The organism is Streptomyces griseosporeus, from assembly GCF_014656055.1.
Classification (GTDB): Bacteria; Actinomycetota; Actinomycetes; order Streptomycetales; family Streptomycetaceae; genus Streptomyces; species Streptomyces griseosporeus.
In genome coordinates this window covers 1,380,742-1,392,830 of the sequence record NZ_BNBR01000001.1, presented here as the reverse complement: position 1 = coordinate 1,392,830, position 12,089 = coordinate 1,380,742, and the positions used below count along the sequence as shown (strand labels likewise).

General features: G+C 74.8%; 13 protein-coding genes. 5 read left to right on the top strand and 8 right to left on the bottom strand.

Going from position 1 to position 12,089, the window contains the following annotated elements; genetic code table 11:
• Window positions 1-141 precede the first annotated feature (141 nt).
• The gene (locus tag IE308_RS06155; RefSeq protein ID WP_110632888.1) at window positions 142-1,761 is read left to right on the top strand and encodes an ABC-F family ATP-binding cassette domain-containing protein; all 1,620 of its coding nucleotides are present in this window, start codon (window positions 142-144) and stop codon (window positions 1,759-1,761) included.
• An 18-nt stretch (window positions 1,762-1,779) separates the two neighbouring features.
• Here the strand turns inward: IE308_RS06155 and IE308_RS06150 are convergent, their stop codons facing one another.
• Complete coding sequence (locus IE308_RS06150) at window positions 1,780-2,898, bottom strand: baeRF2 domain-containing protein (protein ID WP_190216902.1); 1,119 nt, start codon at window positions 2,896-2,898, stop codon at window positions 1,780-1,782.
• Window positions 2,899-2,958: 60 nt separating this feature from the next.
• Here IE308_RS06150 and IE308_RS06145 point away from each other — a divergent pair, with 60 nt between their 5' ends.
• Window positions 2,959-3,237 (top strand): DUF6158 family protein, encoded by a 279-nt coding sequence (locus IE308_RS06145; RefSeq protein WP_110632894.1) that lies wholly within the window; start codon window positions 2,959-2,961, stop codon window positions 3,235-3,237.
• A 15-nt stretch (window positions 3,238-3,252) separates the two neighbouring features.
• Here the strand turns inward: IE308_RS06145 and IE308_RS06140 are convergent, their stop codons facing one another.
• The 5 genes from IE308_RS06140 to IE308_RS06120 all read right to left on the bottom strand — a co-directional run bounded on the left by IE308_RS06140 (window position 3,253) and on the right by IE308_RS06120 (window position 7,128).
• Entirely contained in the window at window positions 3,253-3,795 is a 543-nt protein-coding gene (locus IE308_RS06140) for a type 1 glutamine amidotransferase domain-containing protein (protein ID WP_190216901.1), read from the bottom strand.
• Between the two features lie 6 nt (window positions 3,796-3,801).
• Window positions 3,802-4,449: a diguanylate cyclase gene (locus tag IE308_RS06135; protein WP_110632900.1), complete on the bottom strand. Its 648-nt coding sequence runs from the start codon at window positions 4,447-4,449 to the stop codon at window positions 3,802-3,804.
• Window positions 4,446-4,877: a CBS domain-containing protein gene (locus IE308_RS06130; RefSeq protein WP_229908715.1), complete on the bottom strand. Its 432-nt coding sequence runs from the start codon at window positions 4,875-4,877 to the stop codon at window positions 4,446-4,448. Before IE308_RS06130 ends, IE308_RS06135 begins: the two co-directional genes overlap by 4 nt.
• Window positions 4,874-5,272 (bottom strand): DUF2795 domain-containing protein, encoded by a 399-nt coding sequence (locus IE308_RS06125; protein ID WP_190216900.1) that lies wholly within the window; start codon window positions 5,270-5,272, stop codon window positions 4,874-4,876. Before IE308_RS06125 ends, IE308_RS06130 begins: the two co-directional genes overlap by 4 nt.
• A gap of 62 nt (window positions 5,273-5,334) precedes the next feature.
• A complete protein-coding gene (locus tag IE308_RS06120; RefSeq protein ID WP_110632906.1) occupies window positions 5,335-7,128 on the bottom strand; it encodes a thiamine pyrophosphate-requiring protein in 1,794 nt (597 codons plus the stop codon).
• Window positions 7,129-7,364: 236 nt separating this feature from the next.
• Between IE308_RS06120 and IE308_RS06115 the strand changes: the two genes are divergently transcribed.
• The 3 genes from IE308_RS06115 (at window position 7,365) to IE308_RS06105 (ending at window position 10,653) form a co-directional block, all read left to right on the top strand.
• Complete coding sequence (locus IE308_RS06115) at window positions 7,365-8,126, top strand: hypothetical protein (RefSeq protein WP_190216899.1); 762 nt, start codon at window positions 7,365-7,367, stop codon at window positions 8,124-8,126.
• A 134-nt stretch (window positions 8,127-8,260) separates the two neighbouring features.
• Window positions 8,261-9,508 (top strand): aminotransferase class I/II-fold pyridoxal phosphate-dependent enzyme, encoded by a 1,248-nt coding sequence (locus tag IE308_RS06110; RefSeq protein WP_190216898.1) that lies wholly within the window; start codon window positions 8,261-8,263, stop codon window positions 9,506-9,508.
• Window positions 9,505-10,653: an MBL fold metallo-hydrolase gene (locus IE308_RS06105; RefSeq protein WP_190216897.1), complete on the top strand. Its 1,149-nt coding sequence runs from the start codon at window positions 9,505-9,507 to the stop codon at window positions 10,651-10,653. The genes IE308_RS06110 and IE308_RS06105 overlap by 4 nt, the downstream gene beginning before the upstream one ends.
• A 27-nt stretch (window positions 10,654-10,680) precedes the next feature.
• On the opposite strand, the gene IE308_RS06100 is transcribed toward IE308_RS06105, so the two are convergent.
• Together IE308_RS06100 and IE308_RS06095 are read right to left on the bottom strand one after the other, a co-directional pair.
• Window positions 10,681-11,319 (bottom strand): DedA family protein, encoded by a 639-nt coding sequence (locus IE308_RS06100; RefSeq protein ID WP_373314443.1) that lies wholly within the window; start codon window positions 11,317-11,319, stop codon window positions 10,681-10,683.
• A complete protein-coding gene (locus IE308_RS06095) occupies window positions 11,316-12,089 on the bottom strand; it encodes an MBL fold metallo-hydrolase (protein ID WP_190216896.1) in 774 nt (257 codons plus the stop codon). Before IE308_RS06095 ends, IE308_RS06100 begins: the two co-directional genes overlap by 4 nt.

Here is a 12,089-nt window from a genome sequence, read left to right as displayed (position 1 = left end):
TGGACCCGCCACCGTGGCCCGGCGGCCGGCGCCGATGTGCCCTTTGCCGCGGCGCACCCCCTGAGGGACACCGTCACCGAGCGTGAGGAGCGATCTAATCCGTTTGCCGCTCGCGCGCCCCGCCCCGGAGAATGCGGCCCCATGGGACATCTCGAAGCCGCGCACCTGGAGTACCACCTTCCCGACGGGAGGGCGCTGCTCGGCGATGTCTCCTTCCGGGTCGGCGAAGGCGCCTCCGTCGCCCTCGTCGGACCCAACGGCGCCGGCAAGACCACCCTGCTGCGGCTGATCTCCGGTGAGCTGAAGCCGCACGGCGGCACCGTCACCGTCAGCGGCGGGCTCGGCGTGATGCGCCAGTTCGTGGGCTCCGTACGGGACGAGAGCACCGTACGCGACCTGCTCGTCTCCGTCGCCCCGCCGCGCATCCGCGAGGCCGCCCGGGCCGTCGACGCCGCCGAGCACGCCGTGATGACGGTCGACGACGAGGCGGCCCAGCTGGCCTACGCGCAGGCCCTCGCCGACTGGGCCGAGGTGCGCGGCTACGAGGCGGAGACGCTGTGGGACATGTGCACCACGGCCGCGCTCGGCGTGCCCTACGAGAAGGCGCAGTGGCGGCAGGTGCGCACGCTCTCCGGCGGCGAGCAGAAGCGGCTGGTGCTGGAGGCGCTGCTGCGCGGCACCGACGAGGTGCTGCTGCTCGACGAGCCGGACAACTACCTCGACGTGCCCGGCAAGCGCTGGCTGGAGGAGCGGCTGCGGGAGACCCGCAAGACGGTGCTCTTCGTCTCCCACGACCGCGAACTCCTCGCCCGCGCCGCCGAGAAGATCGTCTCCGTGGAGCCCGGCCCGGCCGGCGCCGACGCCTGGGTGCACGGCGGCGGCTTCGCCACCTACCACGAGGCCCGCCGGGAACGCTTCGCCCGCTTCGAGGAGCTGCGCAGGCGGTGGGACGAGAAGCACGCCCAGCTGAAGAAGCTGGTGCTGAGCCTCCGTCAGGCGGCCAGCATCAGCCACGAGCTGGCCTCCCGCTACCACGCCGCCCAGACCCGGCTGCGCAAGTTCGAGGAGGCCGGCCCGCCGCCCGAGCCGCCGCGCGAGCAGGACATCAGGATGCGGCTGAAGGGCGGCCGTACCGGCGTCCGCGCCGTCACCTGCGAGCGGCTCGAACTCACCGGCCTGATGAAACCCTTCGACCTGGAGGTCTTCTACGGCGAACGGGTCGCCGTCCTCGGCTCCAACGGCTCCGGCAAGTCGCACTTCCTGCGGCTGCTCGCCGGGGAGGACGTGGCCCACACGGGGCAGTGGAAGCTCGGCGCGCGGGTGGTGCCCGGCCACTTCGCGCAGACCCACGCCCACCCCGAACTCCACGGCCGCACCCTGCTGGACATCCTCTGGACGGAGCACGCCCAGGACCGCGGCGCCGCCATGTCCCGGCTGCGCCGCTACGAACTCACCCAGCAGGCCGAGCAGACCTTCGACCGGCTCTCCGGCGGGCAGCAGGCCCGGTTCCAGATCCTGCTGCTGGAACTCCAGGGCGTGACCGCCCTGCTGCTGGACGAGCCCACCGACAACCTCGACCTGGAATCGGCGGAAGCCCTCCAGGAAGGCCTGGAGGGCTTCGAGGGCACGGTCCTCGCGGTCACCCACGACCGCTGGTTCGCCCGCTCCTTCGACCGGTTCCTCGTCTTCGGCAGCGACGGCCGGGTCCGGGAGACCGCCGAGCCGGTGTGGGACGAGCGGCGCGTGGAGCGGGCGCGGTGAACGGGGCGTAGCGGGCCGTCACCGCAGGCGCAGCAGCGCGCCCAGGCCACCCGACGGCGTGTCCTCGGAGGCGTCCGGCAGCGCCGGCGTGACCGAGATCGCGGGCGCCCCGGTCTCCACCGCCGCCCGCAGCAGCGCGTCGTCGGCCCGCGCCGACCAGGAGTGCCGCTCGCCGAGCGCGCTCAGCTCCGTACGGCGCACCGCCAGCTGGTCGGGGCCCTCACCGACCCACACCTCACGGTGGGTGTCCGGGCCCTCGGGGCGGATCAGCAGTTCGTCGATACGGTGCTCACGGGCCGCCTCCACGACCGCCGGCACGCCCTCCACGGCCGCCGCCCGGCCCTCGCCGTCCGGGGCGCGGGCCGCCAGGAAGCGGTCCAGGTCCTGCCGGGTCCGGCGGCGCACATGCTCGGCGCGTGCCCGCTCGACGTCCTCGTCGCGGAGCCGGCTGCCGGTGCCGTGGGAGGCCCCCACCAGCCGGTCGTGCAGCCGCCGCGGCAGCCGGTCGTGGACGGCCCGCCGCTCACGGTCGTCCCCCACCAGGATCAGCACGTCCGCCCGGGTCTCCTCCTGGCAGACGGCGAGCGCGTCGGCGATCTCCGCCGCGTTGTGGTCCCAGGTGTTCTCCACCCGCAGCTGGAAGTGCCGCTCCGACCAGTCCGCCGAACCCGTCCGGTGCACCGGCCACGGCCCGCCCGTCACCGCGCCCGCCTCATGGCCGCCCAGCCCGCTGCGCAGCTCGAAGTCCGCGCCCTTGCGGTCGATGTAGGCGACCACGCACACCGGGTCCTCGGCCGCCAGCTCCAGCAGCGGCGACACATGCGGCAGCGGTGCCCAGTGCGCGGAGCCGCCGGCCACCGGGCGGCGGGCCAGCGGCGGATCCAGCACCACCTCGCCGTCCCGCGCGAACAGGGCCCGCCCGTGCGGGCCGGTGGAGTGGACGAGATCCTCCACAGCCTCCCGCACCGCCCGGCAGGTCGCCTCGTCCGCCCCCTGCGACGCCAGCTCCCGGGCCACCGCGCGCGCCGTCGGCCGGCGCTCCTCCCGCCGGTCCTCCGCATGGCGGGACAGGTCCACGTACACGGAGGCCCAGGGCCCGGTTTGTTCGTACAGTGGATGCAGGAAGGCGAGATCCATGACTCCCTCCCGGTGCCGCTCAAAGGTCGTGCTCGGTTCCCGGGCGGGTACCCGGGCCCCATGAACGAACACGACGAACAGGGCACCACCATGAGCGGAGTCGACCCGGCGCGACTGGACGACCAGCAGCTGATGAAAGAGCTGGAGACCATCCACCGCACACGCCACGACACCCTGCTGTACGCCTCGGGCGACGCGCTGCGGGCGCACAACGAGCGCATGGCGCAGCTGGAGGGCGAGTACCTGCGCCGCAACCCGCAGCGCACCATCGCCGCCGGGCGCACCCGCGAAGGGGCCCGGGAACGCACGAGCGGGGAGTCGGCGACTCCCCGCTCCTGACCCCCGTGCCGGCCGTCAGCCGGACTCCTGGGCGAACACCTCGAGGTACGCCTCGCAGAACGCCTTCAGGTCGTCCGGCTTACGGCTGGTGACCAGCTTGTTCGGCCCGTGGTCGCACACCTTCACCTGCTCGTCGACCCAGGTGCCGCCCGCGTTGCGGAGGTCCGTCCGCAGACTGGGCCACGAGGTCAGCACCCGGCCGCGCACGACGTCCGCCTCGACGAGGGTCCACGGCGCGTGGCAGATCGCGGCGACCGGCAGGCCCCGGTCGAAGAAGTCCTTCACGAACGCCACGGCCTTGTCGTCCATGCGCAGGAAGTCGGGGTTGGCCACCCCGCCCGGCAGGACCAGCCCGCCGAAGGAGTCCGCGGACGCCTCACCGACGACCTCGTCGACCGGGAAGGTGTCCGCCTTGTCCAGGTGGTTGAACGCCTGGATCTCGCCCGGCTCGGTCGACACCAGCACCGGTTCGTGCCCGGCGTCGACGGCGGCCTGCCACGGGTCGGTCAGCTCGACCTGCTCCACGCCCTCGGGAGCGGCCAGAAACGCGATACGCATGAGCGATCAGTCCTTCGTACGCTTGTTCTTGTCGTCTTTCCTGCGCCGCCAGCCCGCGCGCACGCACCGCAGCAGCTCCTCGCCGTACGGCAGCGCCACGCATCCGCCGATGGCCACCGCGATGCCCGCGAGGTAGCCGGGCGACAGCTGCGGCCGGCGCGGCACCAGCCGCCACGCCTGCGGATCGCCGCCCCCGCCGCGCAGCAGCGCCTTCACCTGGTCGGCGTGCAGGCACATCAGCGAGGCCAGCGCGGCGAACGGCAGGGACTCCAGGAAGCTGTGGATGTGCTGTTCCAGCGGCTTGACCTCGCGTTCGCTGCGCACGGCGGTGCGCACGTCCCACAGCGCGGTCGCCTCGTGCACCGCCGCGCCCGCCAGCTGCACCGACAGCAGCAGCGGGTTGACCCGGTAGCGCAGGGTCAGCGCGATGGGCAGGCCGACCTCGGCCATCATCAGCGCGTGGATCAGGGACTCCTTGGTGCCGGCGGTGTCCTCGATCCGGGTGCGCCGGTGCATCGCCCAGTCGGCGAGCCCCGGCACGAACCAGCTCGGCAGCAGCCCGTACAGCAGATAGCGGGTGGTGACGTCGCCGACGTCGACGGACGCGCCGGACGTGCCGGACGCGGCGATCCGCGTGGCCTGGTCGCGCCTCATGCGCGGCCCCCGTCCGGCGCGGTCCGGGCGATCTCGGCGAGCACCGAGTCCGGGTCCCGGGCCAGCGCCAGGTCGCCGAGGCTCACCATGCCGACGGGGCGCCCGCCGGAGACCACCGGCAGCCGCCGTACCGCGCACTCCCGCATCAGTGTCACCGCCGCGGCGACCGGCTCGTCCGGGCCGATCGCCACCGGGTGCGGTGTGCACACCGAGTGCGCGGTCGTCGTCAGCGGATCGGCTCCCTCGGCTACCGCCCGCACCGCGATGTCCCGGTCGGTGAGCACCCCGACGAGCTGCTGGTCGTCGACCACCAGGACGTCGCCGACATCGCCGGAGCGCATCAGCCGTGCCGCCTGGGCCAGCGAGGCCTCCGGCGGCACGGTCACCGCGCCGGGTGTCATCACCTCTCGTACGGCCTGCGCCGTCACCGGCCGCCCTCCCGGCCCCGTCCGGCGGCGGTGACCGCCTCGGCCAGCTGCTGGACGTTGTCGTAGCGCTCCTTGCGCGGCAGCCCCTGAAGGGCCTCCACCAGCGCGTCCGGGGCGTTCTTGCGGCGCAGGACGCCCGCCAGCTCGCCCGCGGCCGCCGGGAAGGAGCTGCGGCCCAGGATGCGGGCCAGCTCCAGCCGTACCGTCTCCAGCGACGAGCCCAGCCCGCCCGGGGAGACGGGGGCACCCCAGATCTGCGGGTCGTCCTCGGCGGCCGGCTCCGGGTCGTGCCACTCCTCCACGCGCGTGGGGTGGCCGGAGCGGAGCAGTCCCTGCAGTTCGTGCTTCCTCTCGTTGTCGCGGTGCACGCTCATCCGGTCGCTGCCTCGCTGCATGTCTCCCTCCAGATCCTCGACGGTGGCCCCCCGCGTACCCGGCAGCCGCGCACCGACACGGCTCACTTCTTGTCCCGGTGCGGCAGGAACTCCTGCACCTTCGCCTTGAAGCCCTGCCGGATCATCGAGCCGCGGTCCGTGTCGCCCTTGAGGATCGAGGCGGCGGTCGCCTCCATCTGCTCCCAGGTGGAGTGCGGCGGGATCGGCGGCACCGCCGGATCGGTCAGGAACTCGATCACCGCGGGCCCGTCCGCCTCCAGGCCGGCCCGCCAGCCCGCCTCCACGTCCTCCGGCTTCTCCACCCGCACCCCGGTCAGGCCCAGCGAGCGGGCGAACGCCGCGTACTGCACGTCCGGCAGCTCCTGCGACGGCAGGAAGGACGGCGCGCCCTCCATGGCGCGCATCTCCCACGTCACCTGGTTCAGGTCGCGGTTGTTCCACACGCCGACCACCAGCCGGCGGTCCTCCCACCGGTCGGCGTACTTCGCCGCCGTGATCATCTCCGCCAGCCCGTTCATCTGCATCGCGCCGTCCCCGACCAGTGCGACCACCGGCCGGTCCGGGTGCGCGAACTTCGCGCCGATCGCGTACGGCACGCCCGGGCCCATCGTCGCCAGCGTGCCGGAGAGCGAGCCGCGCATGGTGCCGCGCATCGTGATGTGCCGCGCGTACCAGTTGGCGGTCGAACCGGAGTCGGAGGTGACGATCGCGTCGTCCGGCAGCAGCGGGTCAAGGGCACGCGCCACGTACTCCGGGTTGATCGGGTCGGCGGACAGCTGGGCGCGCCCCTCCATCACCTCGTGCCAGTGCCTGACGTTGTCGCAGACCGTGTCGTACCACTCGCGGCCGCGGTCCGAATCCAGCCGCGGGATCAGCCGCTGCAGGGTCTCCTTCGCGTCGCCGACGAGATTCACCTCGTACGGGTAGCGCATCCCCACCATGTGCGGGTCGATGTCGATCTGCACCGCCCGCGCCTTGCCGAACTCCGGCAGGAACTGCGAGTACGGGAAGGACGAGCCGATCGTCAGCAGCGTGTCGCAGTCCCGCATCAGCTCGTACGAGGCACGCGTGCCCAGCAGCCCGATCGAGCCGGTGACGTACGGCAGTTCGTCGCTGAGGACGTCCTTGCCGAGCAGCGCCTTGGCCACGCCCGCGCCCAGCAGCTGCGCGATCCGGTGCACCTCCTCGCGGGCGCCGGCCGCGCCCTGCCCGACCAGGATCGCCACCTTGTCACCGGCGTTGAGGATCTCCGCCGCCCGTTCGATCGAGTCCTGCGACGGCACCGCCGTCCACGCGCTGCGGTCCAGGCTGGAGGGCACCATCTTGAAGTCGTGCGTCGGCGCGCTGTACTCCAGCTCCTGCACGTCGCCGGGGATGATGACGGCCGTCGGCGCCCGCCGCGCGTACGCGGTGCGGATCGCCCGGTCCAGCACGTTCGGCAGCTGCTCCGGCACCGTCACCGTCTCCACGAAGTCGGAGGCGACGTCCTTGTACAGCGTGTGCAGGTCGACCTCCTGCTGGTAGGAGCCGCCCATCGCGGTGCGGTGCGTCTGGCCGACGATGGCCAGCACCGGCACATGGTCCAGCTTCGCGTCGTACAGCCCGTTGAGCAGGTGGATCGCGCCGGGTCCCGACGTGGCCGCGCACACCCCGAGACGGCCGCTGAACTTGGCGTAGCCGACCGCCTGGAACGCGGACATCTCCTCGTGCCGGGACTGGATGAACCGCGGCCGGTCCTCGGCCCGGCCCCAGGCGGCGAGCAGTCCGTTGATGCCGTCGCCGGGATAGCCGAAGACGGTTTCCACGCCCCACTCCCGCAGACGCTGCAGGACGTGGTCGGAGACCTTGGTGCTCATGGACGGGACCTCCCGGAGGGTGCGATGCCGTGACAGGGGTCTGCGGGTGACGAGTCACCGCCGGGGGTGGGGGAAAACCTCGGGGCGGCGGCAGCCGCCGGGGGCGGTCCGGCTCTCACCCGGTTGGCCGTGCGGGTCCCGCCAATGGGTGACGGCCGCGCGCGTCCCCGGCACCGGCGGGCTGTGATGGCTTGCGGAGGCACGTGTACGGCGTGCCGCCGGAAGGAGCCCCGCCCATGCGCCGCCGCACCGCCCGTGTCCTGTCCGTCGCCCTGCTCAGCGGGGCCGCGGTGGCCGCCGCGGCGCCCCACGGCGTCGCGGACCCCGCCGCCGACGTCGGCCCGGCGTCCGTGCAGCCCGGCGGCACCGTCACCGTCTCCGTCTCCTGCGACGCGGCCGGAGGCACCGCGCCCGAGACGCTGGAGGCGACCTCGCAGGCCTTCGACGAGGGCACCGTCGAGCTGCGCAAGGTCCCCGGCGAGGGCGAGGGGGCCGCCGGGCCCGCCTACCGGGGCACCGCGCAGGTCGCCCCCGCCGAGGAGTTCGAGGACGTCGACGGGACCGGGCCGGACACCGCGTGGACCGTCGACGGCACCTGCCCGGCGGCGTCCGGCGGCCAGGGCAAGCCGTGGAGCGCCACCTTCGACGTCGCCCGGGACGCCGCGCACCACGGCAGCGCCCCGCCCGTCCCCGAGCCCCCGCCCGAGCCCGTGGCCCCGCTAGAGCCCGTTTCCCCGCCCGAGCACGTTTCCCCGCCCGAGCACGTTTCCCCGCCCGAGCACGTGTCTCCGCCGGTGCCGCCACCGCCGTCGCCCTGCCCGTCCCCGCATGCCACCTCCTGCGGTGCCGCCGCGCTCCCGCACGGCGTGCGGGCGGGGGAGGGCGGCTCCTTCACCGACTCCGTGCCCGCCCTGGTCGCGGGCGGCCTGCTGATCGCGGGCGCGGCCGGCGCCGCCGTGCACCGGCTGCGGCAGCGGGACACGACCCGGCACGACTGACGGATGTGACACGCGCGACGTCCGCGGGCGGCCATGGCCCACGGGTCGCGTGGGTACTGGGGAACCGAGGCACCGAAGATCGACGAAGATCCCGGCAGCGGCGGTACCGCACCGGGAACCGGGCGGAGGCACGCATGCGGCGTACGGACCCCGAAGGCCACGGGCCCGTCCGCTACGGGCCGCCCCTCCCCGACGACGGGCTGCCCGTCCTGCCCGAGCTGGCCGACCGGGTCGCCGCCGCGGCGGGCCGCGCCGAGGCCGAGCCGGCCGGCGGCGGCACCGCCCTGCGGGAGGCCGCCTGCGGCTGGTTCGGCCGCCGCGCACTGCCCGCCCTGCCCGACCGGGTCGCCGCCGCGCCCGGCGCGAACGCCCTGCTCGTGGCGCTGACCGCCGCCCTCGGCGGCGACGTGCTGGTGCCCCGGCCCTGCGCCGCCTGGTGGGCGCCGTACGCCCGCCTGCTGGGCAGACCCGTCTTCCACGTCGCCACGCCCGCCGAGTGCGGCGGCGTCCCCGACCCGTACGCGCTGCTGGAGACCGTGCGCCGGGTGCGCGACGAGGGCGGCGACCCCCGGCTGCTGGTGCTGTCCGTCGCCGACGACCCCACCGGCACCGTCGCCCCGCCCGAGGTGCTGCACGAGGCCGTGGAGGCCGCCGCCGGCGAGGGCCTGCACCTGGTCAGCGACGAGACGTGGCGCGACACCCTGCACCGGCCGCACGGCACCGTGCTGCTCAGCCCCGCCGAGATGCTGCCCGAGCGGGTCACCGTCGTCGCCGACCTGGCCGGGGCCCTGCTGCCCGCGGGCTGGCCCGCCGCGATCGCCCGCTTCCCCGCAGGCGACCTCGGCGCGGCCCTCCACGCGCGCGTGCTGGACATCCTCACCGCGCTCGGCGCGCGCGTCGCCGCCCCCGTCGCCGCCGCGGCCGGCCACGCCCTGACCGAGCCCGCCGCGGTCACCGAGCGCCGCGCCGCCGCCGTACGCCTGCACGCGCGCGTGGCCGCCGCCGTGCACGCCGCCGTCGTCGGCGCTGGCGCCCTCGCCCGCCCGCCGCAGGCCGGCCGCCACCTGTACGCCGACCTCGGCCCGCTGCGCCCCGCGCTGACGGGCCGTGGCGTGGGCGACGCCCAGGAACTGGAGGACTTCCTCACCGACCGCCTCGGCATGCCCGCGCCGGGCGGTCACCGCTTCGGCGACGACCTCGGCGCGCTGCGCGTCCGGCTGTCCACCGGGCCCCTGCTGGGCGCCACCGACGCCGAACGCGCGGAATGCCTCACCTCACCCGTCCCGTTGGAACTGCCACACGTGCACCGCGCGTTGATCACCCTGAGGTCGGTCTTCGACGATCTCCGCGACGACGCTCAGCGATGGGAGCCTCCTCGATGACGCAGCAGTCCGAGACGAACACCACGACGGCCACCACTGGTTCGAGCGCCACCGTCACCACGGACCCGACCGACACGACACTCCCCGAGGACCCCGCGGGCCCGGCCGTCACGACGGACCCGGCGGGCGCGCCCGCGCTGTCGGCGCCGTCACCGGCCTCCCCGCTCGCCCCGTTCCCGCCGCTCGCCGAACCGCGCCCGCTGGGCGAGCGCAGAGTGTGGCCGCGGACCTTCCACGACCGGCTCACGGCCCCGCTGCCCGGCCTGAAGGCCATGGCCCGCTTCGCCCGCGAGGGCGCCGTACGGCCCGGGCGCGAGGGCCTCGCCGACATCCCGCGCCTGCCCTTCGAGCCCGGCCCGCTGCCCCGCGTCGACACCCGCACCGTCGCCGTCACCTGGGCGGGACACGCCAGTTGGGTGCTGCGGATCGGCGGCCTGACCGTGCTGACCGACCCGGTGTGGTCCCGCCGCATCCTCGGCACCCCGGCCAGGATCACGCCCGTCGGAGTGGCGTGGGAGGCGCTGCCGCCCGTCGACGCCGTCGTCATCAGCCACAACCACTACGACCATCTGGACGCCCCGACCCTGCGCCGACTCCCGCGCGACACCCCGGTGTTCGTGCCGGCCGGCCTCGGCCGCTGGTTCCAGCGCCGCCGGTTCACCCGCGTCACCGAGCTGGACTGGTGGGAGGCGGCCGAACTGTCCGGCGTACGCTTCGACTTCGTCCCCGCCCACCACTGGTCCAAGCGCACCCTCACCGACACCTGCCGCACCCTGTGGGGCGGCTGGGTGCTCACCGACCCCGAAGGGCAGCGCGTCTACTTCGCCGGTGACACCGGCTACGGCCACTGGTTCGGCCGCATCGGCCGCCGCTACCCCGGCATCGATCTCGCCCTGCTGCCCATCGGCGCCTACGACCCGCGCTGGTGGCTCAGCGACGTCCACTGCGACCCGGAGGAGGCGGTGCGCGCCGCCCAGGACCTCGGGGCGCGCCGGATGGCCCCCATGCACTGGGGCACCTTCGTCCTCTCCGCGGAACCGGTCCTGGAGCCGCTCACCCGGGTGCGGACGGCATGGGAGAAGGCGGGACTGGACCGCGAGGACCTCTGGGACCTGCCGGTGGGAGCGTCGCGCGTCCTGGAGTGACCCCGGCTCCGGACGGACCGCCCGGACTCACCGCTGCAGGCGCCGCCACACCCCCGGGGCGGCGCTGACCAGCACCGTCAGCAGCACCGCCGCCAGCACCCCCTCCCACGGCTCCGGGAACAGCGAACCCCCCAGGATGCCGATCAGCTGGTACGTGACCGCCCACGCCAGGCAGGCCGGGAAGTTGCCCCGCACGAACCGCCGCAGCGGCCACTTCGCCAGCAGGCAGGCCAGCATGACCGGGATCCGCCCGGCGGGCACGAGCCGCGACAGCACGAGCACCGCCACCCCGTGCCCGGCGAGTTTCTCCTGTGCCTGCTCCAGCCGCTCCTGCGGCGCCCGGGCGCGGATCGCCTCCAGCCAGCGCGAGCCGTTCTTCGACTTCATCCCGCGCCGCCCCAGCCAGTACAGCGCCGCGTCCCCGCAGAACGCGGCCAGCGACGCGGTCACGAAGACCAGCGCCAGCGCGAACGGCGCCGTCTGATGAAACGCCACCACCGCCGCCGAACTCACCAGCGCGCCCGTCGGCACGACCGGCACCAGCGCCCCGATCAGCACCAGCAGGAACAGCGACGGATAGCCGAGCGCCTGCTGGGTCGACTCGGTCGGCACGACGGTGCGCGCCGCGGCCAGCACGCCGGCCGCCGCACCCGCCAGCAGCGTCACCGGGCCACCTCCGGCCGCACGCGCTCCCCGTGCCCGAGCAGATGCACCGCCACCTCCGGCGCGTGCACCGCGGCCAGCCGCACGAACTCCGTGCCGGGCGCGTGGAACTCGTGCGGGCGCACCGCGTCGAGGCCGATCGGCCAGTACGTGCCGTAGTGCACGGGGACCGCGCTGCGCGGCCCGAGCAGGGCCAGCGCCTGCGCCGCGCGCCCCGCGTCCAGATGCCCCTCGCCCAGATACGGCCCCCAGCCGCCGACCGGCAGCAGCGCCACGTCGACCGGCCCGGTCTCCTTGGCCATCGACTCGAACAGGCCGGTGTCCCCGGCGAAGTACGTGCGCGCCTCGCCCTCGACGACGTACCCGAGCGCGGGGGAGCGCTGCGGGCCGACCGGCAGCCGCCGCCCGTCGTGCCGCGCGGGCACGGCCCGCACGACCAGGTCGCCGACGGTCGCCTCGTCGCCGGGGGCCATCTCCCGTATCCGCAGATGGCGCAGGCGCGCGAACCCGGGGACCGCACGCGGCGCACCCCGGGGCACGAGCAGGCGCGTGCCCGGCGCAAGCGTCTGCAGGGAGGGCACATGGAGGTGGTCGGCGTGCAGATGCGACACCAGGACGACGTCCGCGCGCCGGGCGTCCGGCGGGGGCGGGGCCCCGCGGCGCCGCCTGAGGTGCGCCAGCCTGCGGGCGAACAGGGGATCGGTGAGCACACGGATGCCCGAATCCTCGACCGTGCAGGTGGCGTGACCCCACCAGGTGATCTCCGCCGGCAC

Bases quoted from the DNA above. Each gene is read 5' to 3' on its own strand.
- IE308_RS06140 (WP_190216901.1), bottom strand. From the start codon at position 3,795: ATGCGTATCGCGTTTCTGGCCGCTCCCGAGGGCGTGGAGCAGGTCGAG.
- IE308_RS06145 (WP_110632894.1), top strand. From the start codon at position 2,959: ATGAACGAACACGACGAACAGGGCACCACCATGAGCGGAGTCGACCCG.
- IE308_RS06120 (WP_110632906.1), bottom strand. From the start codon at position 7,128: ATGAGCACCAAGGTCTCCGACCACGTCCTGCAGCGTCTGCGGGAGTGG.
- IE308_RS06115 (WP_190216899.1), top strand. From the start codon at position 7,365: ATGCGCCGCCGCACCGCCCGTGTCCTGTCCGTCGCCCTGCTCAGCGGG.
- IE308_RS06105 (WP_190216897.1), top strand. From the start codon at position 9,505: ATGACGCAGCAGTCCGAGACGAACACCACGACGGCCACCACTGGTTCG.
- IE308_RS06155 (WP_110632888.1), top strand. From the start codon at position 142: ATGGGACATCTCGAAGCCGCGCACCTGGAGTACCACCTTCCCGACGGG.
- IE308_RS06110 (WP_190216898.1), top strand. From the start codon at position 8,261: ATGCGGCGTACGGACCCCGAAGGCCACGGGCCCGTCCGCTACGGGCCG.
- IE308_RS06125 (WP_190216900.1), bottom strand. From the start codon at position 5,272: ATGCAGCGAGGCAGCGACCGGATGAGCGTGCACCGCGACAACGAGAGG.
- IE308_RS06135 (WP_110632900.1), bottom strand. From the start codon at position 4,449: ATGAGGCGCGACCAGGCCACGCGGATCGCCGCGTCCGGCACGTCCGGC.
- IE308_RS06150 (WP_190216902.1), bottom strand. From the start codon at position 2,898: ATGGATCTCGCCTTCCTGCATCCACTGTACGAACAAACCGGGCCCTGG.